At 42.4% G+C, this 25,274-nt stretch carries 30 protein-coding genes and 16 tRNA genes; 15 read left to right on the top strand and 31 right to left on the bottom strand.

Annotated features, from left to right (window positions below):
• Positions 1 to 8: 8 nt before the first annotated feature.
• Genes ACP7A0_RS05565 through ACP7A0_RS05555 form a run of 3 tightly spaced genes read left to right on the top strand, consistent with a single transcriptional unit; the run spans position 9 to position 2,577 of the window.
• A complete protein-coding gene (locus tag ACP7A0_RS05565) occupies positions 9 to 1,010 on the top strand; it encodes an ABC transporter substrate-binding protein (protein WP_106031921.1) in 1,002 nt (333 codons plus the stop codon).
• 15 nt (positions 1,011 to 1,025) lie between these two features.
• On the top strand, positions 1,026 to 1,796 hold the full coding sequence (locus tag ACP7A0_RS05560; RefSeq protein WP_034665342.1) for an ABC transporter ATP-binding protein: 771 nt from the start codon (positions 1,026 to 1,028) through the stop codon (positions 1,794 to 1,796).
• Positions 1,797 to 1,830: 34 nt separating this feature from the next.
• Positions 1,831 to 2,577, top strand: a complete 747-nt coding sequence (locus ACP7A0_RS05555; RefSeq protein WP_370876318.1) for an ABC transporter permease — start codon at positions 1,831 to 1,833, stop codon at positions 2,575 to 2,577.
• A gap of 33 nt (positions 2,578 to 2,610) precedes the next feature.
• Here the strand turns inward: ACP7A0_RS05555 and ytkD are convergent, their stop codons facing one another.
• Positions 2,611 to 3,087 carry an RNA deprotection pyrophosphohydrolase gene (ytkD, locus tag ACP7A0_RS05550; RefSeq protein WP_034665337.1) on the bottom strand — a complete coding sequence of 159 codons (477 nt, stop codon included), beginning with the start codon at positions 3,085 to 3,087 and terminating at the stop codon, positions 2,611 to 2,613.
• 249 nt (positions 3,088 to 3,336) lie between these two features.
• Between ytkD and ACP7A0_RS05545 the strand changes: the two genes are divergently transcribed.
• Positions 3,337 to 3,990 (top strand): TerD family protein, encoded by a 654-nt coding sequence (locus ACP7A0_RS05545; protein WP_106031920.1) that lies wholly within the window; start codon positions 3,337 to 3,339, stop codon positions 3,988 to 3,990.
• 22 nt (positions 3,991 to 4,012) lie between these two features.
• Positions 4,013 to 4,804: an AIM24 family protein gene (locus tag ACP7A0_RS05540; RefSeq protein ID WP_034665541.1), complete on the top strand. Its 792-nt coding sequence runs from the start codon at positions 4,013 to 4,015 to the stop codon at positions 4,802 to 4,804.
• Positions 4,805 to 4,832: 28 nt separating this feature from the next.
• On the opposite strand, the gene ACP7A0_RS05535 is transcribed toward ACP7A0_RS05540, so the two are convergent.
• The 4 genes from ACP7A0_RS05535 to ACP7A0_RS05520 all read right to left on the bottom strand — a co-directional run bounded on the left by ACP7A0_RS05535 (position 4,833) and on the right by ACP7A0_RS05520 (position 6,496).
• On the bottom strand, positions 4,833 to 5,141 hold the full coding sequence (locus tag ACP7A0_RS05535; protein ID WP_034665329.1) for a hypothetical protein: 309 nt from the start codon (positions 5,139 to 5,141) through the stop codon (positions 4,833 to 4,835).
• A 43-nt stretch (positions 5,142 to 5,184) separates the two neighbouring features.
• Complete coding sequence (locus ACP7A0_RS05530) at positions 5,185 to 5,589, bottom strand: phage holin family protein (protein ID WP_060597096.1); 405 nt, start codon at positions 5,587 to 5,589, stop codon at positions 5,185 to 5,187.
• A gap of 156 nt (positions 5,590 to 5,745) precedes the next feature.
• The gene (locus ACP7A0_RS05525; RefSeq protein ID WP_034665322.1) at positions 5,746 to 5,937 is read right to left on the bottom strand and encodes a hypothetical protein; all 192 of its coding nucleotides are present in this window, start codon (positions 5,935 to 5,937) and stop codon (positions 5,746 to 5,748) included.
• Between the two features lie 121 nt (positions 5,938 to 6,058).
• Positions 6,059 to 6,496 (bottom strand): Dps family protein, encoded by a 438-nt coding sequence (locus tag ACP7A0_RS05520; RefSeq protein ID WP_003217576.1) that lies wholly within the window; start codon positions 6,494 to 6,496, stop codon positions 6,059 to 6,061.
• A 133-nt stretch (positions 6,497 to 6,629) separates the two neighbouring features.
• Between ACP7A0_RS05520 and ytzI the strand changes: the two genes are divergently transcribed.
• A complete protein-coding gene (gene ytzI / locus ACP7A0_RS05515; protein ID WP_034665318.1) occupies positions 6,630 to 6,776 on the top strand; it encodes a YtzI protein in 147 nt (48 codons plus the stop codon).
• A gap of 7 nt (positions 6,777 to 6,783) precedes the next feature.
• Here ytzI and ACP7A0_RS05510 read toward each other — a convergent pair whose 3' ends face one another.
• Both ACP7A0_RS05510 and ACP7A0_RS05505 read right to left on the bottom strand, forming a co-directional pair.
• The gene (locus ACP7A0_RS05510; RefSeq protein WP_106031918.1) at positions 6,784 to 7,218 is read right to left on the bottom strand and encodes a FixH family protein; all 435 of its coding nucleotides are present in this window, start codon (positions 7,216 to 7,218) and stop codon (positions 6,784 to 6,786) included.
• A 114-nt stretch (positions 7,219 to 7,332) separates the two neighbouring features.
• Positions 7,333 to 7,806, bottom strand: coding sequence for an S-ribosylhomocysteine lyase (locus ACP7A0_RS05505; RefSeq protein WP_003217624.1), 474 nt, complete (start codon positions 7,804 to 7,806; stop codon positions 7,333 to 7,335).
• Between the two features lie 126 nt (positions 7,807 to 7,932).
• On the opposite strand from ACP7A0_RS05505, the gene yidD reads away from it, so the two are divergent.
• Positions 7,933 to 8,157: a membrane protein insertion efficiency factor YidD gene (gene yidD / locus ACP7A0_RS05500; RefSeq protein ID WP_003217666.1), complete on the top strand. Its 225-nt coding sequence runs from the start codon at positions 7,933 to 7,935 to the stop codon at positions 8,155 to 8,157.
• A 1-nt stretch (position 8,158) separates the two neighbouring features.
• Here yidD and ACP7A0_RS05495 read toward each other — a convergent pair whose 3' ends face one another.
• Positions 8,159 to 8,725: a beta-class carbonic anhydrase gene (locus ACP7A0_RS05495; RefSeq protein WP_034665310.1), complete on the bottom strand. Its 567-nt coding sequence runs from the start codon at positions 8,723 to 8,725 to the stop codon at positions 8,159 to 8,161.
• 212 nt (positions 8,726 to 8,937) lie between these two features.
• Between ACP7A0_RS05495 and ACP7A0_RS05490 the strand changes: the two genes are divergently transcribed.
• Positions 8,938 to 9,927 carry a metal ABC transporter substrate-binding protein gene (locus ACP7A0_RS05490; RefSeq protein WP_375566189.1) on the top strand — a complete coding sequence of 330 codons (990 nt, stop codon included), beginning with the start codon at positions 8,938 to 8,940 and terminating at the stop codon, positions 9,925 to 9,927.
• 276 nt (positions 9,928 to 10,203) lie between these two features.
• On the opposite strand, the gene ACP7A0_RS05485 is transcribed toward ACP7A0_RS05490, so the two are convergent.
• Positions 10,204 to 10,446, bottom strand: coding sequence for a type B 50S ribosomal protein L31 (locus ACP7A0_RS05485; RefSeq protein ID WP_034665302.1), 243 nt, complete (start codon positions 10,444 to 10,446; stop codon positions 10,204 to 10,206).
• A gap of 175 nt (positions 10,447 to 10,621) precedes the next feature.
• Here ACP7A0_RS05485 and ACP7A0_RS05480 point away from each other — a divergent pair, with 175 nt between their 5' ends.
• The 4 genes from ACP7A0_RS05480 (at position 10,622) to ACP7A0_RS05465 (ending at position 13,465) form a co-directional block, all read left to right on the top strand.
• The gene (locus ACP7A0_RS05480) at positions 10,622 to 11,953 is read left to right on the top strand and encodes a cytochrome ubiquinol oxidase subunit I (protein WP_066030510.1); all 1,332 of its coding nucleotides are present in this window, start codon (positions 10,622 to 10,624) and stop codon (positions 11,951 to 11,953) included.
• 21 nt (positions 11,954 to 11,974) lie between these two features.
• Positions 11,975 to 13,021: a cytochrome d ubiquinol oxidase subunit II gene (locus ACP7A0_RS05475; RefSeq protein ID WP_181185487.1), complete on the top strand. Its 1,047-nt coding sequence runs from the start codon at positions 11,975 to 11,977 to the stop codon at positions 13,019 to 13,021.
• A 68-nt stretch (positions 13,022 to 13,089) separates the two neighbouring features.
• Positions 13,090 to 13,248 (top strand): DUF1540 domain-containing protein, encoded by a 159-nt coding sequence (locus ACP7A0_RS05470; RefSeq protein WP_008360682.1) that lies wholly within the window; start codon positions 13,090 to 13,092, stop codon positions 13,246 to 13,248.
• Positions 13,249 to 13,273: 25 nt separating this feature from the next.
• A complete protein-coding gene (locus ACP7A0_RS05465) occupies positions 13,274 to 13,465 on the top strand; it encodes a hypothetical protein (RefSeq protein ID WP_034665287.1) in 192 nt (63 codons plus the stop codon).
• 106 nt (positions 13,466 to 13,571) lie between these two features.
• Here the strand turns inward: ACP7A0_RS05465 and menC are convergent, their stop codons facing one another.
• From menC to ACP7A0_RS05435, 6 genes are all read right to left on the bottom strand, one after another.
• Positions 13,572 to 14,696, bottom strand: coding sequence for an o-succinylbenzoate synthase (gene menC / locus ACP7A0_RS05460; protein ID WP_106036999.1), 1,125 nt, complete (start codon positions 14,694 to 14,696; stop codon positions 13,572 to 13,574).
• Positions 14,683 to 16,143 (bottom strand): o-succinylbenzoate--CoA ligase, encoded by a 1,461-nt coding sequence (locus ACP7A0_RS05455; protein WP_106071951.1) that lies wholly within the window; start codon positions 16,141 to 16,143, stop codon positions 14,683 to 14,685. The genes menC and ACP7A0_RS05455 overlap by 14 nt, the downstream gene beginning before the upstream one ends.
• A gap of 71 nt (positions 16,144 to 16,214) precedes the next feature.
• A complete protein-coding gene (gene menB / locus ACP7A0_RS05450) occupies positions 16,215 to 17,033 on the bottom strand; it encodes a 1,4-dihydroxy-2-naphthoyl-CoA synthase (RefSeq protein ID WP_034665273.1) in 819 nt (272 codons plus the stop codon).
• 14 nt (positions 17,034 to 17,047) lie between these two features.
• Positions 17,048 to 17,872 carry a 2-succinyl-6-hydroxy-2,4-cyclohexadiene-1-carboxylate synthase gene (gene menH / locus ACP7A0_RS05445; RefSeq protein ID WP_106037001.1) on the bottom strand — a complete coding sequence of 275 codons (825 nt, stop codon included), beginning with the start codon at positions 17,870 to 17,872 and terminating at the stop codon, positions 17,048 to 17,050.
• Entirely contained in the window at positions 17,857 to 19,599 is a 1,743-nt protein-coding gene (gene menD, locus ACP7A0_RS05440) for a 2-succinyl-5-enolpyruvyl-6-hydroxy-3-cyclohexene-1-carboxylic-acid synthase (RefSeq protein ID WP_034665266.1), read from the bottom strand. Before menD ends, menH begins: the two co-directional genes overlap by 16 nt.
• On the bottom strand, positions 19,592 to 21,010 hold the full coding sequence (locus tag ACP7A0_RS05435; RefSeq protein WP_034665263.1) for an isochorismate synthase: 1,419 nt from the start codon (positions 21,008 to 21,010) through the stop codon (positions 19,592 to 19,594). Before ACP7A0_RS05435 ends, menD begins: the two co-directional genes overlap by 8 nt.
• A 382-nt stretch (positions 21,011 to 21,392) precedes the next feature.
• Between ACP7A0_RS05435 and ACP7A0_RS05430 the strand changes: the two genes are divergently transcribed.
• The 3 genes from ACP7A0_RS05430 to ACP7A0_RS05420 all read left to right on the top strand — a co-directional run bounded on the left by ACP7A0_RS05430 (position 21,393) and on the right by ACP7A0_RS05420 (position 23,746).
• Positions 21,393 to 22,331 carry a 1,4-dihydroxy-2-naphthoate polyprenyltransferase gene (locus tag ACP7A0_RS05430; RefSeq protein WP_375566194.1) on the top strand — a complete coding sequence of 313 codons (939 nt, stop codon included), beginning with the start codon at positions 21,393 to 21,395 and terminating at the stop codon, positions 22,329 to 22,331.
• A 117-nt stretch (positions 22,332 to 22,448) separates the two neighbouring features.
• Positions 22,449 to 23,183, top strand: a complete 735-nt coding sequence (locus tag ACP7A0_RS05425; protein ID WP_106072585.1) for a TraR/DksA C4-type zinc finger protein — start codon at positions 22,449 to 22,451, stop codon at positions 23,181 to 23,183.
• An 86-nt stretch (positions 23,184 to 23,269) separates the two neighbouring features.
• Positions 23,270 to 23,746 carry a TspO/MBR family protein gene (locus ACP7A0_RS05420; RefSeq protein WP_034620862.1) on the top strand — a complete coding sequence of 159 codons (477 nt, stop codon included), beginning with the start codon at positions 23,270 to 23,272 and terminating at the stop codon, positions 23,744 to 23,746.
• A 77-nt stretch (positions 23,747 to 23,823) separates the two neighbouring features.
• Here the strand turns inward: ACP7A0_RS05420 and ACP7A0_RS05415 are convergent.
• The 16 genes from ACP7A0_RS05415 to ACP7A0_RS05340 all read right to left on the bottom strand — a co-directional run bounded on the left by ACP7A0_RS05415 (position 23,824) and on the right by ACP7A0_RS05340 (position 25,249).
• A tRNA-Glu gene (locus tag ACP7A0_RS05415) sits at positions 23,824 to 23,895 on the bottom strand.
• A gap of 7 nt (positions 23,896 to 23,902) precedes the next feature.
• A tRNA-Ser gene (locus tag ACP7A0_RS05410) sits at positions 23,903 to 23,993 on the bottom strand.
• A gap of 3 nt (positions 23,994 to 23,996) precedes the next feature.
• Positions 23,997 to 24,071 (bottom strand) — tRNA-Asn (locus ACP7A0_RS05405).
• Positions 24,072 to 24,077: 6 nt separating this feature from the next.
• A tRNA-Ile gene (locus ACP7A0_RS05400) sits at positions 24,078 to 24,154 on the bottom strand.
• A 17-nt stretch (positions 24,155 to 24,171) separates the two neighbouring features.
• Positions 24,172 to 24,245, bottom strand: a tRNA-Gly gene (locus ACP7A0_RS05395).
• Between the two features lie 11 nt (positions 24,246 to 24,256).
• Positions 24,257 to 24,332: transfer RNA gene (locus ACP7A0_RS05390), tRNA-His, on the bottom strand.
• Positions 24,333 to 24,359: 27 nt separating this feature from the next.
• Positions 24,360 to 24,432 (bottom strand) — tRNA-Phe (locus ACP7A0_RS05385).
• Between the two features lie 18 nt (positions 24,433 to 24,450).
• A tRNA-Asp gene (locus ACP7A0_RS05380) sits at positions 24,451 to 24,527 on the bottom strand.
• Positions 24,528 to 24,531: 4 nt separating this feature from the next.
• Positions 24,532 to 24,608 (bottom strand) — tRNA-Met (locus tag ACP7A0_RS05375).
• A gap of 22 nt (positions 24,609 to 24,630) precedes the next feature.
• Positions 24,631 to 24,723, bottom strand: a tRNA-Ser gene (locus tag ACP7A0_RS05370).
• Positions 24,724 to 24,730: 7 nt separating this feature from the next.
• A tRNA-Ile gene (locus tag ACP7A0_RS05365) sits at positions 24,731 to 24,807 on the bottom strand.
• Positions 24,808 to 24,811: 4 nt separating this feature from the next.
• Positions 24,812 to 24,885, bottom strand: a tRNA-Met gene (locus ACP7A0_RS05360).
• Between the two features lie 25 nt (positions 24,886 to 24,910).
• A tRNA-Ala gene (locus ACP7A0_RS05355) sits at positions 24,911 to 24,983 on the bottom strand.
• Between the two features lie 7 nt (positions 24,984 to 24,990).
• Positions 24,991 to 25,067 (bottom strand) — tRNA-Pro (locus tag ACP7A0_RS05350).
• A 7-nt stretch (positions 25,068 to 25,074) separates the two neighbouring features.
• A tRNA-Arg gene (locus tag ACP7A0_RS05345) sits at positions 25,075 to 25,151 on the bottom strand.
• A 12-nt stretch (positions 25,152 to 25,163) separates the two neighbouring features.
• Positions 25,164 to 25,249: transfer RNA gene (locus ACP7A0_RS05340), tRNA-Leu, on the bottom strand.
• Positions 25,250 to 25,274: the final 25 nt, after the last annotated feature.

The raw sequence follows: 25,274 nt of genomic DNA, 5'->3' as shown, positions 1-25,274 counted from the left end.
AATTACTCTTGAATCGTTCCATCAAAGTCAGACTGGCATTCATCGTCGTGGTCCTGCTCTTTATTCCATTTGTCGCCTGTAAAAAAGAACAAGAGCAGACCGTACAAGTAGCCGAGGTGACCCATTCGGTCTTTTATGCTCCGCTATATGTCGCCTTATCAGAGGATTTCTTCAAAGAAGAAGGCTTGGAGGTTGAACTGAAAACCACTTGGGGCGGTGATAAAACGATGACAGCTCTCTTATCAAGCGGTGCTGATATCGCCCTGACCGGGTCTGAATCCTCTATCTATGTAGAGGCTCAAGACACAAAGGACTCTGTCATGAACTTTGCACAGCTGACACAAACAGACGGCACATTTCTTGTTTCAAGGGAGGAAATAAACCAATTCTCTTGGGATCAATTAAAAGGGAAAGACTTCTTAGGACAGCGGAAAGGCGGCATGCCGCAAATGGTCGGTGAATATGTCTTGAAAAAGGAAGGCATTGATTTAAAAAAGGATCTTCGCATGATTCAAAATATTGATTTTGCCAACATTTCAGGTGCGTTCTCCTCTGGAACTGGCGATTTTGTGCAGTTATTCGAACCGACCGCTTCCTTACTTGAAAAAGAAGGTAAAGGGTACATTACCGCCTCCTTTGGAGAAGCTTCTGGCAAAGTGCCATATACTACCTTCATGGCAAAGAAGAGTTACTTAGAGGAAAACAAAGAGACAGCTGAAGCCTTCACCCGAGCCATTTACAAAGCGCAGAAATGGGTAGAAGCCAAGCAGCCTGAGGAGATCGCAAAGGCCATTCAATCTCATTTTCCTGATACAGATCTTGATGTCTTATCAACTGCCATCAAACGCTACAAACAGCAAGATTCCTATGCAACAGATCCCCTTCTGAATGAAGAGGAATGGAACAAATTGCAGGAAATCATGAAGGAGAGCGGTGAATTGCCGGAATTTATCCCGTACAAACAACTTGTCGATTCATCCATTGCAAAGAAGGTCACAGATCACAAATAGAATAGGAGGTAGCACATGTCTTTCCTTCAAATTGACCATGTGACCCACACGTACTTCTCTTTAAAAGAAAAAACAACGGCTATACAGCACATCAATATGGAGATAGACCAAGGTGAATTCATCTCATTTATTGGTCCCAGCGGCTGCGGAAAAACCACCTTGCTGTCTATCATCGCAGGCATTACGCCGCCCTCTGAAGGTCGAATTTTAATCGAAGGAAAAGAACCAAATCAAAAGGAGCATCAAATCGGCTATATGCTCCAGCAAGATTATTTGTTTCCTTGGAAAACCATCAAGGAAAATGTGATTCTCGGGTTAAAAATTGCGAAACAAGATTCACATGAGGCCACCTCAGCTGCCCTTGATTTACTGCCAAAGTTTGGACTGCATGAAGTAGAGGAAAAATATCCTAAGGAGCTGTCTGGCGGAATGAGGCAGCGTGCGGCTCTCGCCCGAACGCTTGCAGTTGATCCCGGTCTGCTTTTACTAGATGAGCCATTTTCAGCGCTAGACTACCAAACCAAACTGACATTAGAAGATCTCGTCTTTCACACATTAAAAAACTATCAAAAAACAGCAGTCCTTGTGACACATGACATCGGCGAAGCCATTGCGATGAGTGACCGCATTTTCTTATTCTCAAAGCATCCAGGCTCTATCCAGCGAATCTTTACCGTACCAGACGATATAAGGGCTCTCTCTCCTTTCGAAGCGAGACAGACCCCGCGTTTCCAAGAGCTCTTTCAAACGATTTGGAAGGAGCTGAAAACAGTTGAAACACAGTGACCTTTTACATGAAGCCTATCGCAAAAAATACCGAATGGAAAAACGTATCACACGTATCTATCAGTTCATCATATTCGCCAGCTTCTTTTCGCTTTGGGAGCTTGCCAGTCATTTCAGGCTCATCGATCCGCTGATTTTCAGTTCACCATCTGCGGTCTGCCAATTATTTGTGCAAAAAATATCAGATGGTTCTTTAGTAAATCATATGAGTATTACGTTATTTGAAACGGTGCTCGGTTTTCTACTTGGTACCTTTTGCGGCATTTTGCTCGCTGCCGCCTTATGGTGGTCCACCCGATTAGCAAACGTTCTTGATCCTTATTTAGTCATTTTAAATGCCATGCCGAAAGTTGCCCTCGCCCCCATTTTAATTGTTGCCCTTGGTCCTGGCATGATCAGCATCGTCGCGATGGGTGCGATCATTAGTGTGATTATTACAACGATCGTCATTTACACTGCCTTTCAAGAGGTCGATGAGAATTATTTAAAGGTGATGAAAACCTTTGGCGCGAAAAAAGGCGTCGTCTTTCGTGAGGTCATGTTGCCAGCCAGTATTCCAACGATGATTTCTGCCATCAAAGTCAATGTCGGTCTTTCTTGGGTTGGGGTCATTGTAGGGGAATTTCTTGTATCCTCAAAAGGGCTCGGCTACATGATTATTTACGGCTTTCAAGTCTTCAACTTTACACTCGTGTTCTTAAGTCTTTTCATTATTGCTGTGTTTGCTACCATCATGTACCAGCTTGTGGAATGGCTCGAACGCCGTTTTCTCCAAAAATAAAAAAAGCACAGGGATGGTCTCCCTGCGCTTTTTTTAACGAATCAAACCGTTCTTTTCTAAATAAGCAAGACTTTGTCTTAGCACATCATCTTTCATAATAAAACTGAAATTCTTATTTTTTGCGATAGATCTTGGCAAGTCTGCGAAAAGAACAGGTCCTTTCGTTTCAAAATACGTGTCCTGCTTCACTAGCCTTTCAATATCAGCGAAATAAATATTCTTTACGATGACCTTTTCTCTGCCTAGCACCTGATATTGGCCAATATACGTTAATTCACGAACAACAGCACCCGTCTCTTCTTGAATCTCACGTATAGCGGCTTGGTCTGCTTCTTCATTTGGCTCAACTTTCCCTCCTGGAAACTCATAGCCCCGATCCTCATGTTCAGTGAGCAGCCATTTTCCCTGGTAGCGGCAGATGGCCCAAACATGCTTTGGATGACTTGAAAAAGGCTTCTCTTCAAAGGAGAGCTTGACCGTATTATGATAATAGTCTTTAAATACATGCATGTGAAATCCCTCATATCCTGTCCTTGCTTCTTGTAAAACATCATACCACAGATCACATTTCTCTGAAGAATTTTTATCAAAAGTGAAACAAACGAGTGGTTTCATCTCGTCTGTATTTAAAATGAGGTTATTGTTGCTAAAACCTTTTTATCATCTCCAACTTCATCCAATTTTAATCATGAAACCTTTTATCCCTTGATGACGTAAATCAATAAGGGTTTGTCCTATCACGACGAGGAGGAAAACAGCATGAGTATAACAAATGGGTCAAAACAAAAGAAAGATCAAGCGCTTCCGCTCAGGAAAAATGAGAAAGAAGACGCACCTCATGAGGTGATCAAGAAACACCTCATCAAAGGACAAAAGCTAGATTTAACAAAAGACAATCCAAATATTGACCAAATTCATATCGGGCTTGGCTGGGATCTGGCTGGCCAGCCAATTGATTTAGATACGCAAGTGTTTCTCTTAAATGAAGAGGACAAGCTGTTGTCTCCAAGCCATCTGATCTATTATCATCAGCAGCAAAGCTTAGACGGGGCTGTTCGTCATCTTGGTGATCATCAATTTGGCGGCGGGTATCGAGACAATGAAATGATCATTATGCAATTAAGCAGAGTCTCACCTGATATTCATAAAATCGTCGTAACAGCCACAATACATGATGCACACGAGCGCAAGCATCATTTTGGACAAGTGACCAACGCCTACGTGCATCTTACTGATCAAATCTCGCAACAAGAGATTTGTACCTTTCAATTAACAGAAGATTATTCGTATTGTACCTCCATCATTTGCGCTGAACTCATAAGAGATGAGGACGAATGGGAAATTATCGCGACTGGGCAAGGAACTACGCTAGATTTAAATGACTTATGCCGCATCTACGGATTCACATCTTGACGCAGGAAAGGAGCCGGCACCAATGGGATTTCATTTCAACACGATAGAAGAACTCACTTTACAAGCAGAAGGCAGCGGAATCTTTTTTGCGAAAAAAGGCGCAATGATTGCCGATCAAGGAACGTTTCAATACCGCAAACGACTACTCGGGACAAATAAAGGAAATATGGTCAGTCAAGTATTTAACCACATCAGCAGAAAATTGACAGGTGAAAACCTTGAGGTGATGGAAGTGAGTGGACAAGGTACTTGTTATTTAGCTGATTCCAGCGAGCACGTGACAGTGATTAATCTTGAGCCGAGCGGTCCTTGGCAGCATGTAAGTGTAGAAAGTGAAGATCTACTTGCCTTTACTGAGGAGTGTCATTACGGCGTGACACCAGTAGGCGTTGGTATTTTATCACAGAAAGGACTGTTTACATCAAAGCTCTCCTATCAAGGCCACGGAGCGCAGGTCGCCATTAAAACGAATGGAAACCCGCTCATTTTAAAAGCCCCCTGCCGTGTAGATCCTGACGCCATTGTCGCTTGGACAGGCAAAGCACCGAAGGTCAAATTAGATGTGAACTGGAAAACCTTCATTGGACAAACATCTGGTGAATCCTACTTATTTGAGTTTCAAGAACAAGACCAAATTGTCATTATCCAGCCATCTGAGCGCACATCTGGCTTACGGGTTGGTTTAGATGATAACCGCTACAAGCCTCAAAGCCAGAGCTCTTCTCATGATTTCACTAATTCACAGACATCACAGCAAGAGAATAAAGGCGGGCTTAGTGACCTGATCGGAGGCATCTTACAACCGCGAAAATAAAGCATGTAGAAAATCTCTACATGCTTTTTCAATTCATTAATCCATTTGTTTCAATAAAGTTCTTTGTCTCTTCATTCCCGAGCTCATAAATCATTGAGTAAATCTCTTGTCTTTTTCGATCCATTTCATCATTCGGACTGTCATAATGATATTCTAGAAACGGAACATGCGCTCGAAAGAAGCCTTTCCAATCTGTCATATATTGTTCATCGAAATAGTCTCTCAGCTGCAAAATTTGATCATCATCTGCTTCTATTTGAAATTGCCAAGCCGCCGCATCTCTATGCTGCGATATCGACCCATCCTGTACAGATACATAATATGTGTGTCTCGCCATCTGATTCATCCTTTTTCCTTTAGTATGACCAGATATGAAGAAATTACGGCTTTTTGCGTAATTTATTTTTCAACATGTCCAACACATCAATAAACAACTGTGGAATGGGAATTCCGAGGGCATTGGCTGTCGAGACGATTTGGTAAGATTCATAAATAATATAAAAGATGATCGCTAAATCCTTAATCATCCCATTTGTCTTCAGCATGACATCGAAGAAATGCGCCATCGATATTAAGGAGACCGTCACAATCTTTCGAACAAGCCGTGTAAAAAAACGTTTCATTGTGAGCTGCCCAGTCAAAGATTCTCTTAGGCTTGAACAAATTAATTCGATGGCCATCAGTGTCACTAATATCATCAGTAAATATCCTGCTCCACCAAACAGAAAGCCCATCGCTGACAAACTGACTGTAAACAACGAAAAGATGCCTAAATCCTTGCTCACATGGCATCAACATCCTTTCAAAGTGGAACTCCTTACCTCAATAGTATATGCCGGATCCACGCAATAGCTTGGACGACAAAAAATAAAGGCGTCGTCTTTTAAATCAGACAGAGTGATGACAAGAAAAAAAGCCGCCTTGTGCGGCGGCTTCCATTCTTAGACTCTGACATCAATAAAGCGAGCGTCTGAATCCTTTGGCTGAACAGCTTGAGGCTGCTGCTGAACTTGATCCAGCATGACCATAGCTTGTGCTGTATTCGTAGCAAGCTGTGAATTCAACAAACTAATATTGAGTGTTCTTTGAATGCTCGCGACTTGTTGACTCATCATTCCTGCAATGGAAGACATCTTCTCCCCTCCCTTCTCTTTTCTCTTCGGCTGAAAGCCCTATGATTTCAATGGGCTGTCTGTCACAAATCCATCAAAAAAGAATGCCGATCTTATGATCGACATTCCTTTCACATTCGTATTATCCTAAAAATGCTTTAAGCATCCAGTTGTGTTTCTCAATAGATTGATGTATCGCAAGCAGCATATCACCTGTTGTTTCATCGCCAACTTCTCCAGCCAGCTCCATTCCTTGCTTTAATTCCTCTGCGATATTGGAGAAATCATCATATAGATTTTTCACCATTTGCTCCGCTGATTCATTGCCTTCAGCTTCTTGAATGCTAGAAATTTCTAAGCATTCTTTCATTGTCGCAACAGGCTGTCCATTTAACGCAAGCATACGCTCAGCCAAATCATCAATGTATGTCGCTGTTTCTGTATAAAGTTCCTCAAATTTCTCATGGAGTGTAAAGAAGTCTTTTCCCTTTACGTACCAATGATAGTTATGTAATTTCACGTAAAGCACAGTCCAATCAGCTACTTGTTTATTGACGACGTTTAATAATTTTTCAGACATGTTCATTCCTCCTTATGTAATTGCGTTTATAGTATGAGAATACCCTTTTCCTATTATACTGAAACCTGCCATGAATTTCTTCTATTTTGACTGCATGAAATATATGTTAATATGGAAATAAGGAGGGAGTTAGATGCTGTTACTTGGGATTATCAGCTTTATCATTATCTCAATCGTTGTCTTTTTATCACTGTGGACAACATCGAAGGCTTATGAATATAAGCATAAAATCGATTCACCACAGGATGCTGAACCAAACCAACGTCCTAACCCTAAATAAATCGCACTTAATGATGTGAGGTTTCTGCTTCAGTAGATGAACTCTCTTTTTTCACATCACCTACGTGGATGTTCGTCTTCGGCATATTATGCTGCTGTTTAGCTGTCACATGGACTTGTATGATATAAAGGCCATCTTTTTTAAAGGCTGTATGCAATTCATATACACCTTTGTTCTCTTTCTTTGGCTGAATCATCTTGCTGTTATCTTTGTCACCATCTTTCCACACTTCAAATTGAACATCGTCTGCATCATCAACAGGGGTATCACCATATGTGACAGCTGCTTTTACTATAACGCTTTCATTTTTCCCCACTTGCTCAGGTCCTGTAAGCTTCACTTCTAATAGCTCAGGCACCTCCCCTTTGCCGCTATTTGCTGCAGAGTTCCCACATGCACTTAGTAACATGAGCATCAAAATCATTCCCAACATTTTTCGCATCCCGAGTTTCCCCCTTCTTTTACTGACATGTCCATTTTAACAAATATCCCCTATTTTGACATCTCATGATCGAATTCAAAAAACCGGACATCAACATGTCCGGTTTATGATCTATTAACCAAATACTTTTAGGAGCTCTTCTTGATCTTGAGAAAGCCAGAAACGCATCAAACGTTTTGCCCCTTCAAGGTCATGAAGCTTCGCTTGGCCGCATTGCTCTTCGTTTGCAGCAGGAATCTCTGTTACCTCAACTGCATCCTTGAATGTTGCATCAAGAAGTTCAACGATCTCTTTTGGAGTAGGTGCACCACTGACCACTAAATAGTAGCCTGTCTGGCAGCCCATTGGAGAAATATCAATGATATCAAAATGATCGTATTTCTCTGAGTGTGTTCTAATGTTAAACGCAAGTAAATGCTCTAATGTATGAATCGTATCAGGTTTCATCGCCTGCTTGTTAGGCTGACAAAAACGAATATCAAATTTATTTACTTCCCCATCTGATCCCACTTTATGAACGCCACAATGACGAACGTATGGCGCTTTTACAGCATTATGATCAAGTTCAAAGCTTTCAACTGAAGGCATAATCACCACTCCTATAATTGCAATTTCCTATATTATAACATATTTCTCCGACCAGCTTAGTTTATAAAACTTTCCTTCCTTGTCCTTTTTTCTTATACTGTGAAAGACAGACAAGGAGGAACCTCTATGAAACAAATTTTTATCGGCATCATACGCTTTTATCAAAAATGTATTTCCCCTCTTACACCGCCTAGCTGCCGGTTTTACCCAACATGCTCAAACTATGGGCTAGAGGCGATCAAAACGCATGGCGCTTTAAAAGGCGGCTGGCTCACCATCAAACGGATTTTAAAATGTCATCCGCTCCACCCTGGCGGCATCGATCCTGTCCCGCCGAAAAAGGAAAAATAACTTATTTTTCTTCATATCCGTTGACGACTAAGTCAAGCTTGCCTGTTCCAGGATCAATGACAAGACCGTGCACAGGCACATCTGATGGAAGAAGCGGGTGATTTTTTACAACGGACACACTGTCCTTCACGCTCTCTTCAACAGAACTAAAGCTTTTGAGCCACTGTTTAAAGTCGATTCCTGAGTATTCCAGTACTTCAATACGCTTTTCTGGAATACCACGCTCAATGGCTTTGTTTAAAAGTGTTTGACTGTCTATTTTGCTCATACCACAATCATGATGCCCAATGACATAAACCTCGTCAGCATTTAATTCGTAAACAGCCACTAAAATGCTTCGCATGATACTTCCAAATGGATGAGAAACAAGAGCACCAGCACTTTTAACGATCTTGATATCTCCATTTTTCATGTTCATTGCACGCGGAAGCAGCTCGACAAGTCTTGTATCCATACATGACAGAATGACAGCTTTTTTCTGTGGAAACTTCGTTGTTGTAAATTCTTCGTATTTCTTTTCTTCAATAAACTGTTGATTATATTCGATGATTTCATCTAAAAGTTTCATACGTTTGCCCATTCCTTTATCTTTTTTAAAAATAAATATAGCACAATGTGAGAAATTTCGTCACGTTTTGCAGCGCATTTTTTTAAAGGAAACATCTGCTGATGAAATTTTTTTATTTTCCTCTTTTCAAATCGTAATTATTACGATACAATAACTCAGGACATTAAATCGTAATCATTTCTATCTAATAGATTGAGAGGAGACATTTCTACATGAAAAAAATCTTTTATATTTTAACAGCTGCTTTATTTGCGATCGGTCTTGCCGCTTGCTCAAGCAGTACGGGGACAAATGCTTCAAAAGGAAAGGCAGAGGGGAAACTAACCATTTACACCACGATCTTCCCGATCCAAGATTTCACTGAAAAAATTGGCGGTTCTCACGTTCATGCACAAAGTGTGTACCCGGCCAATGCAGATGCACACAGCTTTGAACCAAGTTCAAAAACGATGGTTGAAATGGCTGAAGGTGACGCCTTCATCTACAGCGGTACAGGAGCTGAAGCATTCGCTGATAAAACCGCTTCTACGTTAAAAGACCAAGGCGTGAAAACAGTCAAAGCAGCCGAAGGCATCAAATTGTTATCGACAAAAGAAGAGCATTCACATGAAGAAGGCGAAGACCATGATCACGACCATGAAAGTGAAGCTCATGACCATGATGAACACGACCATGGAGATAAAGATCCTCACGCATGGTTAGACCCAGTTTATGCACAGCAAATGGCGAAAAACATTAAGGACACTCTCGTTTCATTAGATCCAGATCATAAAGACGAATACACAAAAAACTATGAAAAACTAAAAAAGGATTTGCAATCGCTAGATCAAGAGTTCAACACAACGTTATCTAAAGCAAAACATAAAGAAATCCTTGTTTCTCACGCAGCTTACGGTTATTGGGAAAAGCGCTATGGCATTGAGCAAATCAGTGTATTAGGATTATCCGCTTCTGAAGAGCCTTCACAAAAGCAGCTCGAAAGCATTGTACAAAAAGCTGAAAAGCATCACATTCAATATGTGATTTTTGAAAACAACGTCAGCAGCAAAGTATCAGATACAATCCGTAGTGAAATTGGGGCAAAAAGCCTCACACTTAAAAATCTAGAATCTATTACTGAAGATGATGCCAAAAATGGCGAAAGCTACATCAGCTTAATGAAACAAAATCTAAAGACCTTAAAAACCGCTTTAAATGATTAATTACTAGAACCTCGGGTGATCATCCGGGGTTTTTTGCTGCAAAAAAGCACACCATTTGTAGGGTGTGCTTTTAGATTGTAGACAAAGGGCTAAAATGATGTTTATTTTAGCCCTTTGTCTTCTTTCCAGCGTGATAGAAAACCTTTGAAGTCTAGGAAGGACAGCTACCTTTGCGGAGCGAATTTAACATTCGTGAGCATCGGCGCACAGGACTGACACCGAATGCGAGGGTTTGTCTACACGCTGAAAGCACACCAATGCAGGGTGTGCTTTTTATTACATTTGATATTTTTTCTTAAACAACTCGGCTCTTCCGCCTTTTTCTCCGAATTTTTGTCGTCCTGTATAAAAAGGATGCGTATCAGAGCTTGTTTCTACTTTAATCACAGGATACGTTTTCCCATCTTCCCATTCTACTGTCTCATTGGATGTCTTTGTCGATTTACTCAAGAAGCGGTAACCGCTGTTTACGTCCATAAATACAACTTCATGTGAGGTTGGATGAATATCTCTTTTCAATGTCAAAACTCCTTTCGTTATCAAAACGTAATGATTACGCTTTATATTTATATTTTACTCCCTCTTTTACAACTTGTCAAAAATCAAGCTTTCTTAGTCAGGAAGAATAATCTAAAAATGGTGGAGAATAATAACATCATGAAAAAGAGAAGCGATAAGAAAGGCGGAGAAAAAATTGACTGATCTCGTTTTAGCTAGAAGCCTGTTCGGCACAACCATGGGCTTTCATATTATTTATGCCTCGCTTGGCGTCGGCATCCCGCTAATGATTTTGTTAGCTGAACTCATCTTCCAAAAAACGAAGGATCCTCACTATGCTGTCATGGCCAAACGGTGGACGAAAGCGCAGGCTGTCTTGTTAGGTGTCGCCATTCCAACAGGCACGATTGCTGGTACCCAGCTCGCTCTTCTATGGCCAGGTTTTATGGAGGTCATCGGAAAGGTCATGTCACTGCCATTTCAGATTGAAATTTATGCGTTCTTTATTGAAGCATTATTTATGTCTATTTATGTGTACGCAGCGGATCGCCTATCACCTGCTATGCGCATCATTACCGTTATTTTTGTCGTGATTGGCGCAGCCGCTTCAGCGATTCTGATCACAAACGTACATGCGTTTGAAGGTACACCTGCTGGCTTTCAAATGGTCAATGGAGAGATTACAAATATCGAGCCTTGGAAGGCCTTTTTCAATCCAAGCTTTGTGGTGACTGCGACACATGTCGTGCTGTCTGCTTTTACAACAGGTGCTTTTGTGATTGCTTCGGTGGCCGCTTTTAAAATGCTCAAAACAAGAAAGAATGAGAAACTCTATACTTTTCATCGAAAAGCCCTTTTTCTTGGACTTATTGTAGGAGGCCTTTTCTCATTTCTTACGGCCTTAAATGGTCATGAGTCTGCTCAGCTTCTGTATAAATATCAGCCTGAAAAGTTAGCCGGTGCTGAAGGTTTATTTGAAACACAATCACATGCGCCTCTTGCAATAGGTGGTTTTACTGATGCCGATTCACAGGAAATTAAAGGAGCAATTGAAATCCCTTGGGCGCTTAGTTTTCTGGCAGGAAATAGCTTTGATACGGTGGTCAAAGGCTTAAATGATTTCCCTCGTGACGAGTGGCCGCCTTTATTTATTCACACATTATTTAACGGCATGGTTATCATTGGCTCAGTCCTCATTTTGTTTGCAGTGTTAGCACTGCTTTACCGTAAAATTTTAAAACGCGAACATTATCCGAAGTGGCTCCTTTTTCTTTACTTATTCGGCGGGCCCCTTAGTCTTTTGGCCATTGAGTTCGGCTGGATCTTTGCATGTACAGGCCGTCAGCCATGGGTCATTTATCGAATGCTCAAAACCTCAGAGGTCGTCACATCATCCGGTTCAATCGGTACGCTCTTTATCCTTTTTGCCATTGTCTATCTCATCTTAGGCATAGCAACCGTTATTGTACTGACGTACTACTTTAGAAAACATTCGATTGAAGAAGACCTACGGTTAACAGAATCTTAAAAAGGAGCGATCTAGATGCAAATGGATGTTACAACTGATGCGCTCATTGCAATCACCATCTTATGGGGATTCGTTTTTATCTATGCAGTGATGGCATCAATGGATTTCGGCGCAGGATTTTGGTCGATGATTTATATGAATAGAGAACAAACAAAGGCCGCTAATATTGCAAATAAATATCTTTCTCCAACATGGGAAGTGACAAACGTCTTCATTGTGGCGATTGTTGTCGCATTGTTTAGCTTGTTTCCAGGTGCGACCTTTGTACTTGGTACCGTTTTATTAATACCCGGCAGCATCATATTGTTACTTCTTGCACTGCGAAGCGGGTTTCTCGTGTTTTCTCATTCACTCCCTAAAAAATACCGAAAAGCGGTTACTTACATTTCAGGGATAAGCGGCTTTATCATTCCGTCCATCCTGATCATGGTTCTTCCGATTACTCATGGTGGATTTATCTTTCAGGAGAACAACGTCTACTCATTAGATCTTGGACTGGTCTTTACGAGTGCAAATGTCTATTCTTTTGTCGGCTTTGCCATTTTCAGCACCCTTTTTCTTTCGTCTTTGCTTTTAGCTGATTTCTCGAATGTGGCTGATGAAGATGAAGCTTACAGCATTTATAGAAGAGGGGCTCTCATTACGGGTCCGCTTTCACTCTTGATGGCCTTTTTTATCATGCTGACATTAAGAAGCGAGGCCAATTGGCTGTTCACAAAAATGATGCAGAACATTCCTATTCTTCTTGTATCACTCCTGATGTTTTTGCTAGCAGGACTGGCTCTATTTTTACCAAACAGCCGGTTTAAGCAGCGGAAAGGCCGGCCCCGTTTAGCTGTCATTGCGATTACCATTCAATATTTTTTAGCAAGCTACGTGTACGGACGTGCCCATTTGCCTTATATGGCCTATCCAGATATTACAATCATGTCTGGATTTACAGACCCTGTCACATTTAGAGCATTGTTTATCACCTATATAGTAGGTTTTATCATCTTATTCCCTGGGTTCTATTTCTTCTGGAAATTGTTTATGAAGGATAAGCGCTATATTCGTCAGGAAGATTAACATGAATGGACGAGGTTCATTTCGGTTACATTATAGAAGAAAGACATACTCAAAAGGAGGTCATCTGTATGAGTCAAAAAATCCTTTGTGAAGTCAATAACTGTTCCTATTGGAATGCTGGAAACCGCTGTGGGGCAGATGCAATCTATGTCGTCAGCCACACAGGAAATACGGCTGAAAAAAGTGAAGAAACGGATTGTAAAACGTTTAAACCACAAGATCTTTAAGTCTCATTAAAGGAGGCGCTTCACATTGAAACACGATCGGCTGCTTCAAACGTTTTTTGACGAAATTCATGACGCGGACGAAGCCGCATTTTATCAGGCTGCTCACTCCTTTTTAAACCTTTGGGATTATGAATATGGCCATGCAGCAGACATGCCCAATGAAATGAATCACTATATCGGACAGCTTGCTTACGACAGCGAGCTTGTAGAAGAGTAAGAAAGAGCGGATCACCGCTCTTTCTTTCTTGATGAGACAGGAAGGAAAAACTTTCTCTCACTATACATAGATTTTATTGGATGTGCAAAAGGTGATTCACTCGTTTTCACATCACAAAATCATGTTTTGTAAACACGTCAATTTTATCTGAAAAAGAACGAAGCGCTTGATAATCCACTTCTACGCCCATTCCTGGGGAACGAGGTACCTCAATAAAACCATTCTCAACCTTGATTTCAGGAAAAATGATATCTTGCTCCCAATATTTTGATGAAGCTGAAATATCACCTGGGATTGTAAATTGAGGAAGGGAAGCAAGTGCCACGTTCTGCGCGCGGGAAATGCCTGTTTCAATCATCCCTCCGCACCATAATGGAATTTGATGCTCCTTACTGAATGTATGGATTTTAAGGGCTTCTGTCAGCCCCCCAACTCGTGAAGGCTTCACATTAATAATTTGACAGCTGCCAAGCTCTACAGCTTTTCTAGCATCATCTAAAGAACAAATACTTTCATCCAAACATATCGGTGTTTTTAAATGCTTTTGCAAATGGCGATGATCCACGATATCATCTGCAGCTAATGGTTGTTCAATCATTAATAAACGAAAGTCATCGAGCTGCTTGAGCTTGCTAATATCCTTTAATTCATAAGCAGAGTTTGCATCCGCCATTAATGGAAGGTTAGGGAAAGACTCTCTAATTTTTTTAAGAAGTCCAATATCCTGTCCCGGCTTAATTTTCACCTTCACACGCTGATAGCCTTGGTCAACATATTGCTGAATTTGCTTCAGCATGTCGTCAATGGGTCCTAACCCCGCCACAACACCAGAAGGTATTCTCTCTTTGGTGCCGCCTAATACATCGCGTAACGACTTATTCTCACGCTTCGCATAAATATCCCAAACAGCCGCTTCGATTCCCGCTTTCGCCATCCTATTACCTTTAAATTGGTACAGGCTGTCTGGTATTTCTGAAGGGTGTGTAAAGGTGCGTGTCAGTACATTCGGTATAAAGAAAGCTCTCAGCATATGATAGCAAGTCTCAATGGTTTCTTCTGTATACCATGGAGAAGAAAAGGCTGACACCTCTCCCCATCCAGTCAATCCTGTTTGATCTTTTACCTCGACAATAATAAACTCACGCTCTGAGATGGTTCCAAGACTTGTTGTAAATGGCTGCTTGAGCTTCATCGTGACATGATATAAAATCACTCGTTCAATTTGAATCATCTAAAAACCCCTTTGATTTGAGTCTGTGCCTCTGCAATTTATTCGACGCATTTCTTGGCAGCTCGTCCACAAAGTGAAAAGCGGCGGGCCATTTATATTTTGCTAAATGCGACTCACATAAAGCATAGAGCTCATTCTCCGGTATCTTATGGTCTGTGACAAGAAAGGCAGCCGGTACCTCTCCCCATCTATCATCATACATACCCGTCACTCCGGCTTCTTTTACATGCGGATGTGTTAACAGAACCGCTTCAATTTCAGCAGGATAAATATTCTCACCGCCAGAAATAATTAAATCTGAACGGCGGTCAAGCACAAATAAGAACCCTTCCTCATCCACATAGCCAATATCACCCGTTTTCAGCCAGCCTTGATCAAAGGCAGCTGTGGTTGCTTCTTCACGGTAAAGGTACCCTTTCATGACATTTGCCCCTTTCACCATAATTTCGCCATGCTCAAAAGGACGACAAGTGCGTGTACCATCTTGAATTTTCAGCTCACACCCAAAAAGGGGTTTTCCCGCTGATCCAAGCTTCTCTACACTAAATTCAGGCGCAAGGGTCACAATTTGTGAACAGGTTTCCGTCATACCGTACGATTGAAACACAGGGAAGCCTTTCTCTTTGCTTTCTTGAAGTATCGCAAAAGGCGCAGGTCCTCCGCCTAATAAAAGACAGCGCAAAGAAGACGGGCATTCTTCCAGTCTGCTTAATAAACGGGATAACATCGTTTGAACAACAGATATCATCGTCACACGATGCTGTTCAATAGAATCCTTTACTTCATCGACATCAAACTTCTCATGAAGTACGACAGTCATCCCATAGATCACAGACTTAAATAAAGCGGATAACCCGCTAATATGAAAAAGAGGCAGTGCAATAAGCCAGCGGTCATCCTCTCTGATGCCCATATTTAGTGCAGAGGAAATGGCACTATGAAAATGATTGCCAAACGTTTGCTCCACGCCTTTTGGGCGTCCTGTTGTGCCAGATGTATACATGATGGTCGCTGTTTCATTCAAATCAAATTCGCTCTCGATTTTCTTTTCATTATCTTGACCTGCTTCAGGTAAAGTCTCCATTGTATAAACGGGGAGATCACCTTTATGATCACTGGCATAAACAGGTTCAGTTAATAAAGCGGCTGCTTTTGCATCTTCAAGCTGATAGCGCCTCTCAGCTTTTGTTAACTTATTGTTCAATAGCACGATTTTTAATCCTAATGAAAAACAAGCATGAACAAGCATCACCATTTGAGGCTGATTGTTCATCAAAAGCCCAACCGTTTCCCCTTTTTTCAATGATGCATCTGCAAGTCTATTAGAAAGCTCATTTACTTCATCAGCTAAATCGCGAAATGTCCACTTTTTATCCTGATAAATGAGCGCGACTCTTTCTGGCGTTAAATAAGCACGGTACAGCAGCCAATTAGGTTGCTTCATCATGACACCTCCTCTTCTTAAAAGAAAACAGCTTAGTCTGATGCACTAAGCTGTTTTTCATCGATATGATTGAATCAAGGGAAACGCGGGAACTGACCGAAGTCCGGCTTGCGTTTTTCCTTAAAGGAATCGCGTCCTTCTTTTGCTTCATCTGTTGTGTAATAAAGAAGTGTCGCATCTCCTGCAAATTGTTGAATTCCAGCTAATCCATCCGTATCTGCATTAAATGCAGCCTTCAAGAATCGTAAAGCAGTCGGGCTCTTTTCTAGCATCTCCTCACACCACTTCACAGTTTCTTCTTCAAGCTGCTCTAATGGTACAACTGTATTGACAAGTCCCATATCAAGCGCTTCTTGTGCATTGTATTGACGGCATAAGTACCAGATTTCTCTCGCTTTCTTATGACCAACAATACGTGCAAGGTAGCCTGAACCATAACCAGCATCAAAGCTGCCTACTTTTGGACCAGTTTGTCCAAAAATCGCATTATCTGCTGCAATTGTCAGGTCACATACAACGTGAAGAACGTGCCCGCCGCCGATTGCATAACCAGCAACCATTGCAATCACCGGTTTTGGAATCACACGAATCAAACGCTGTAAGTCTAATACATTTAGACGCGGAATTTGATCGTCTCCTACATAGCCGCCATGGCCGCGTACTTTTTGATCTCCACCAGAACAGAATGCTTTGCCGCCAGCTCCTGCAAGTACGATTACACCAACATTTGAATTATCACGAGCACGTGAAAATGCATCAATTAATTCACTCACAGTCTTTGGTGTAAACGCGTTATGTACATGTGGACGATTAATCGTGATCTTTGCGATCCCATTGTACGTTTCATATAAAATTTCGTCATACTGACGCTCAGTTTGCCATTCAATAGCCATCAATAGTTCCTCCTCTAATCTTGCGTAATAAACTCACTTACTATTTTACCAAAAAAATGTGGTTGTTCCACATGAACTGTATGCCCAGCCTGCTCAGCCAATATGAATTGACTGCCTTCAAGCTCCTGCTGCATACGTTTGGCGATATTGCAGAACTTTTCATCAAGCGCTCCGCAAATCAACAAAACAGGTAAATTCATATGCTTTAAAGCCTTCCAAACAGAGGGCTGCGAACCTGTTCCTAGGCCTTCTAAGCTGCGAGCCAGTCCAAGTGGATTGGCTTTCAGCCTTCCCTCTCTCAGTTGAGCCTGCGTTTCAGCTGATAAAGTTTTCTGCGAAGCAAACAGTGGAATACTCTCCCAAAAATCCACAAACTTCACTAAACCTTCATGTCTAAGTTTCTGAGCGAGCTGATGATCGTGTTTGAGTCTTGCCATCCGCTCTTTAAAAGTGCGAAGCCCTGGAGAGGTACTCTCAAGGACCAATTTGTTGACTTGATCTGGATAACGAGAGGCAAATGATAAAGCAATACGTCCTCCCATAGAATATCCGAGAATATTCACTTTGTGAAGCTTTAATTGGTTTAAAATCTCTGCAAGATCTGCCAGCTGATGCGACATCGCATATCTTCTCATACTTTCTGGTGAGTCCGTGCGGCCATGTCCAAGCAAGCTGACTTGAATCAATCTTGTATTCACCATATAACCATTCAAGAACGTCCAAGAAGCCGCGCTTCCAGTGAAGCCATGTAAGCATAGCGTGGCATTCTCAGCCAATGGATTCTGATCCACCACCTCGTACGCCACACCATCACGCATCCGTATTATGAAAGAAGACATTCTTTTTTCACTTCTTCCAATATGTCATCCATCATTTGACGATGCTTGCTTACACGAGAATGGCGATCAGTTTCAATTTCAATTAAATGAAGCCCAGGCTCTTCTATATGTGCCATGTAGACATCATGTAATTCTTGTTTCGTTGACGGTTTCGAATAGGTTCCCCCATACAGCTTCGAAGCATACTCAAAATTCAGTCCAGTCGGCGTACCGAAGAGTTTTTCATAATACGGTTCATCAGACGCCTGTGGAAGGAAAGAAAAGATGCCTCCCCCATCATTGTTTAACAACACAACCGTCAGCGGAATGTCCAGCAGCTTAGCTGCAAGCAAACCGTTCATATCATGATAAAATGATAAATCTCCAATCACTAAGGTGACTGGCTGTTTCAAAGCCGCATACGTGCCAAGTGCTGTAGACACAACGCCATCAATGCCATTGGCTCCTCGATTCGCCATCATCCGAAAAGGCTTCGATTGCGCTTCAAAAAATGTATCCACATCACGAATCGGCATACTGTTTCCGATAAAAAGGACACTCTCCTTCGGCAAGAGATGCTGAAGCTGACGGTACACATTTCCCTCAAATGACAGATTCTCATCAGAATAATGGGATGCATGCGTTCTGAATGAAGAATTAACATTCTGCCAGCGTTTTAGAAAACTTGTATCCTCACGTTGATCCGCTCTCTTGAATACTTCATCTACAAAAGTTGCCACATCACTTTCAATGACGTATGAAGCACTTAATCCAGGATCTCGAAAACCTCCGGCAGCATCAACGACAATCTGATTCACTTCCACATGTTTTTCCAGCCACTTGAATAAAGGTTTGGACACAGGCATCGGTCCAAAACGAATGACCATATCCGGCAATAGATGCTGCTGCAATGCTTCATCTTTCAATAATGAATCATACGCATCAATAATAAGATCTGCATGTTCATGACCATTTCGCAAATGAGAAAGCGGGTCCGCTAAAATCGGAATATGCAAGGCTTTCGAAAGACGTAACACTGCCTCTTTCTCTTCCTGTGTATGAAGTTCACCACACACAATCAGTCCCTTTTTGGAATGGTTCATGACCGTCACGATTTCAGACATCACATCATCATTTGGGAAAGCCTGTCCTGCAGCTATGACCTTTTTTCGGCCTGTTTCTTCTCGCTCAAAAGGATCAATAGACAAATCAGGAAGCAATGGTTCTCTCAGAGGGACATTGATCTGAACAGGTCCCTTCGGCTCTTGCATTGACATATGATTTGCTCTTGCCGCAGCCGTCTGAACATAGCGTAACATCGTCTGACTTTCTTCTGGCAATGCTAAGTCTGTGAACCATTTAACAAACTTACCGAATAAGAATTGCTGATCAATCGCTTGAGGTGCCCCAACTTCCCTCAATTCGTGCGGCCGATCAGCAGTTAAAACAATAAGTGGTACACGGGAATAATGTGCCTCTACAATGGCTGGGTAAAAGTTAGCAGCTGCCGTACCTGATGTACAAATAAGCAGCACTGGTGCTTGACTTGCTTTTGCAAGACCAAGCGCATAAAAAGCAGCAGACCGTTCATCCACTAATACATGAACATTGATGTCTTGATGGGCAAGAGCCAGCATCGCAAGCGGGGTTGAACGGGAACCAGGACAGACAACCGCTTCCTTCACACCACCTTGTACAAATTCATCCATCAATCTGCCAATATATGTTGTCATGATTTGATTATTCAATCGGACGACCTCCAAGAGCAGATAGCATTGGTCTTAATTTCACTTGCGTTTCCTCGTACTCCTGCTTTGCAAGGGAATCCTCTACAATGCCGCAGCCAGCGAACAAACGAACATGGTCTTCCTCAATAAGACCTGACCGAATGGCGACAGCAAATTCTCCATTATCCTGAGAGTCAATCCAGCCCACCGGCGCCGCGTACCAGCCACGCTTCAACGGTTCGATTTCACGAATGACCTCAACCGCTTTTTCCTTCGGATATCCGCCTAATGCTGGCGTCGGATGGAGCTGTTCAATTAATGAAAAGAGGGAACAGCTGCTTTTAATTTCTCCCACAATCGGTGTAAACAAATGCTGAATGTTTTTTGTTTTATAAAGACTAGGTTGATTTGGTTTGTGCACGTGAAGGCAATTGGCCTCAAATGCTTGCTGAATCATATTGACGACAATTTGATGTTCAATCAAATTCTTCTCATCATGCAGCAGTTCCTCGCCTAATGCTCGATCTTCCGCTTCATCTTTTCCTCGAACAATCGAACCTGCTAAACAAGATGAAAAGACCTCTCCGCCGCTTTTTTTTACTAAGCGTTCCGGCGTAGCTCCGACAAATGCTTGTCTTCCTTGTTCAACCGCAAATACATAACTCGTTGTTTGATGCTTTAATAATTCTGCTAACAGTGGAGCGAGTTCTATTTGATTTTTATAGTGAAGCAAGACTTCTCTTGCTAAAACAACCTTTTCATATTCGTTTGCACGAATGTGGTCTGTCGCTTCTTGGATCGCCTTCATCCATTCCTTCACATCTAGTTCTTCCATATGAACAAGTTCAGCTTGTCCATCATGTCTGAGCGGTAATGTTTCAAAATGAGAGGCTTTTTGTTCTAATTCTTGAATGAGCTGATGAACATTCCCGTCCACCTGCTTCCATTCATTGATCGTAAGAAACGTGCCTTCTTTCGAGACAGTGAGCATCATCGATGGCACAAAAAAATGAGCCTCGCCAAAAGCTTCCCAGTGACGCGCCTTCTCTTCATACGGATCAAATGAGAATCCTCCAAATAAAAGCGGACCAACAGCCGCTTGCCTTAACTCCTTCTCATCATGAAAATGGAACATGTGCTGCTTCAGCTGTTCCCATTCTTGATGGACTATATCAAATCGTTCCTTGCCTTGCTCAGTTGATTTAATGACGGCCGCTCTGCCAAGTCCAGAAAATATCATTTGGCTTTCTGGATCAGACCAAAAAAACCGCTCGCCTAAAAAATCCGCTTCGCCGCTTTGGAAAAAGGCAAGAGGATCCAGATCGTCAACTCTTCTGGAGTAGCTTATCAAAACAGCATGGTTGACGTTATTCGCTTCTTCTAATGTCGCAAGCGCTTCCTGCCGGAAAGTACTTTGCACTGTTGTCACCATGATACATTCCTCCAAAATCCATGAAATAACATAAAAAAATAAAACCATAATGAAAAAATACATGATCATTCGAGTATGTCGAATGACCTGCTTTTCTATTATAAACCTTAACAGATGAACTTAGTAAAGAAAACAGCTTTTAAAACCTCGAATCCTTATTATATCACGCTTTCTAGATTTTTTCGCTCCTGCTTCTTTTAACGAGAGCATCTAAAGGAAAAATGGCAAGTCCTGTTCTAAGATCAAGCTTTCTCTCGATATGGCAACGATTAGCAAACATCTTTTTCCGGTTTCATCGCATCAATATATTGACACCTTTTTGAACTTTGCTAAACTGGAATTTGGACGTGTACGTATTTTTTTATTTAAAGGAGTATATTTTATGCAGCATCAATCGATATCAGATCAGCTTTCACCGATTAAGCCTGATAAGAACTGGCGGATTTGGTGGAATTTACTACGACCGCATACATTAACAGCGGCATTTATTCCCGTTACTTTAGGAACTGTTCTAGCACTTCCAAGTGGTCAAATACATGTTGGGCTATTTTTAGCTATGCTGTTTGCATCTATGTTTATCCAAATCGCAACGAACATGTTTAATGAGTACTTTGATTATGTTCGCGGATTGGACAACGAGAAATCTGTTGGCATCGGCGGAGCCATTGTAAGAAACGGTGTGAAGCCAAAAACAGTCCTCGGCCTCGCTTATGCACTATTTGCGCTTTCTTTACTACTAGGGGTGTATATTTGCATGATGTCTAGCTGGTGGATTGCACTGATAGGACTCATTTGTATGGCAGCAGGCTATTTCTATACCGGCGGCCCTGTACCCATTGCATATACGCCGTTTGGAGAACTTGTGTCAGGTGCTTTTATGGGACTAGGAATCATCTTGATTAGTTTCTATATCCAAACAGGCACACTGACATCTAAAGCTTTTCTCGTTTCACTACCAATTTCTATTTTAGTTGGTGCCATCTTACTATCGAACAATATCCGCGATTTAGACGGCGATAAAGAAAATGGACGAAAAACACTTGCAATCCTTGCTGGGCGAAAAGCTGCAGTGAACATTTTACTTTCCATGTTTTTGGTCTCATATGTACTTATTTTTGTTTATATCTTCACAGATATTGTCGGCCTTTGGAGTCTTCTTGTTTTACTCAGTGTGCCAAAAGCATATACAGCTATCAAAGAATTTAAGCAAAAAGAAAAACCAATTGAATTAATGAATGCCATGAAATCTACAGCTCAAACCAATACATTTTTCGGTTTCCTGCTGACAATCGCTTTGATCTTACAATACTATATTGCGTAACAAAGAACGCCTGCAGCCGCAGGCGTTTTTTCATGAGGAATTGCTTCAAATTGGAACTAGTCTTGCAGACAAAATTGCTCATACTAACATTATGTTTGATATGAAAGGATGATCGCTTTGTTGTCTAAAGACGAATTACATCATTTGAAGCAGCGACTTCTCGATGAAAAGCAAGAACTCGAAGCTAAAAGCCATGACGATGAACAAAAAGTATCATTTCCTTATGATTCGCTCGGAGAACTGTCAGCCTATGATAACCACCCAGGTGATCAAGGGACAGAGCTATTCGAACGCGGGAAAGATATTGCGTTAAACAGTTTGGAACATGAACATTTGTTAGACATCAATGAGGCACTTCAAGCCATCACAGACGGCTCTTATGGCCTGTGCAAGGTCTGTAAGGCCCCTATTCCAAAGGAACGCTTAGAAGCCTTGCCTAGTGCCGTCACATGCACAGAGCATTCAAAAGAACAAACCGTTTCACAAAACCGTCCGATTGAAGAGGATTTATTAAGTCCGCCATCAGGTCAATTTGAAAATGAAGAAAGCGCAGCCTACGATGGAGAGGATGCCTATCAAGACGTAGAACGCTATGGAAACTCTGATACCCCGTCCGATATGGAATTCCCTCCATTGACATACGATGATGTGTATACGCAATCAGAAGATGAAGATTATGTGGAGGGCTATGAAGGATTCGCAGCAGCTGATATTGAGGGCAAGGCAAGCAAGGTATATCCAAATAAAGCCCACGAAGCCTATGAAGAGGCATTAGACGAAGAAGGTGTCATGACGGTATTTGGTGACTTGAAGCCGTACGAAGAAGAACCTTATACAGAAGAAAATCATTAGTCCCCTCATATTGGGGGCTTTATGTTTATATCATGTAATGATTGGGAAATCACTTTAAGAGTGAATTTGATTGGAGGAGATTCTTAATGGCAAGAAAAAGTATCATTTGGGCAGTGGTTGTCTTCTTTATTACATATGCATTATTCTCTATTGCCGGATTCTTGTTTCCGATTGACAGAGAGTGGTATGATGCACTGAATAAACCGGAATGGACACCAAGTGGTGGTGTAATTGGTGCTGTGTGGGCTGTCTTATTTGCTCTGATCTCGTTGTCTGCAGCGATCATTTATGGAAAGTACGGATTTCAAAAAATCACTTTACCATTTTGGATTCTTTTTCTTTTAAATTACGTATTTAATCAAGCCTTTAGCTTTTTTCAATTTACACAAAAAGATTTATTTGCCGCTACGATCGACTGCCTGCTTGTAGCACTGACAGCACTTGCACTTGTCATCGTCTCGCGTAAACTAAGCAAAGTCGTTCCAATTTTACTGATCCCTTATGTCTTATGGGGCTTCTTTGCGACATACTTGTCTTATACGATCTATTCCATGAATATGTAAAAAAAGACCGCTATGATGGCGGTCTTTCCTTTTGAAGAAAATAAAAAAGAGATCTTTGACAAGACCTCTTTTAAACATGACCCGTACGGGATTCGAACCCGTGTTACCGCCGTGAAAGGGCGGTGTCTTAACCGCTTGACCAACGGGCCAGATAAATGGCGGAGAAGGAGGGATTTGAACCCTCGCGCCGCTTGCGCGACCTACACCCTTAGCAGGGGCGCCTCTTCAGCCACTTGAGTACTTCTCCATTTGGCTCCGCAGGTAGGACTCGAACCTACGACCGATCGGTTAACAGCCGATAGCTCTACCACTGAGCTACTGCGGAATATCATGGTGGGCCTGAGTGGACTCGAACCACCGACCTCACGCTTATCAGGCGTGCGCTCTAACCAGCTGAGCTACAGGCCCATGAACGGATATACAAATGGAGCGGGTGATGGGAATCGAACCCACGACATCAGCTTGGAAGGCTGAGGTTTTACCACTAAACTACACCCGCAAAAATATGTATGGGGCGATTGATGGGAATCGAACCCACGAGTGCCAGAGCCACAATCTGGTGCGTTAACCACTTCGCCACAACCGCCATACTGTCAATATTTTTTTATAAAAGTGGCTCGGGACGGAATCGAACCGCCGACACACGGATTTTCAGTCCGTTGCTCTACCAACTGAGCTACCGAGCCAAGTATTCTTTTTGAAAATGGCGGTCCGGACGGGACTCGAACCCGCGACCTCCTGCGTGACAGGCAGGCATTCTAACCAACTGAACTACCGGACCATTTTGGTTGCGGGGGCAGGATTTGAACCTGCGACCTTCGGGTTATGAGCCCGACGAGCTACCGAACTGCTCCACCCCGCGATGATATGGGTATTAAAAAATATGGCGGAGGAAGAGGGATTCGAACCCCCGCGGGCTTTGACACCCCTGTCGGTTTTCAAGACCGATCCCTTCAGCCGGACTTGGGTATTCCTCCGTATAGATGGTGGACCTTGTAGGACTCGAACCTACGACCGGACGGTTATGAGCCGTCTGCTCTAACCAACTGAGCTAAAGGTCCTTTATAGCGGCGGAGGGGATCGAACCCCCGACCTCACGGGTATGAACCGTACGCTCTAGCCAGCTGAGCTACACCGCCATGATCAAAATAATCTTTTAAAAAGTGGAGCCTAGCGGGATCGAACCGCTGACCTCCTGCGTGCAAGGCAGGCGCTCTCCCAGCTGAGCTAAGGCCCCATAAAGATGGTCGGGAAGACAGGATTCGAACCTGCGACCCCTTGGTCCCAAACCAAGTGCTCTACCAAGCTGAGCTACTTCCCGATCTTAATGGCGCGCCCGAGAGGAGTCGAACCCCTAACCTTTTGATCCGTAGTCAAACGCTCTATCCAATTGAGCTACGGGCGCTTATTTTTATAATGCCGAGGGCCGGACTTGAACCGGCACGGTAGTCACCTACCGCAGGATTTTAAGTCCTGTGTGTCTGCCAATTCCACCACCCCGGCGTGGATGGTATAAGCGGAAGACGGG

Origin of the sequence: Bacillus sp. DWP3-1, from assembly GCF_049896565.1 — a bacterium.
In the GTDB taxonomy this organism is placed as follows: Bacteria; Bacillota; Bacilli; order Bacillales; family Bacillaceae; genus Bacillus.
This window is presented reverse-complemented; position numbering and strand designations above follow the sequence as displayed.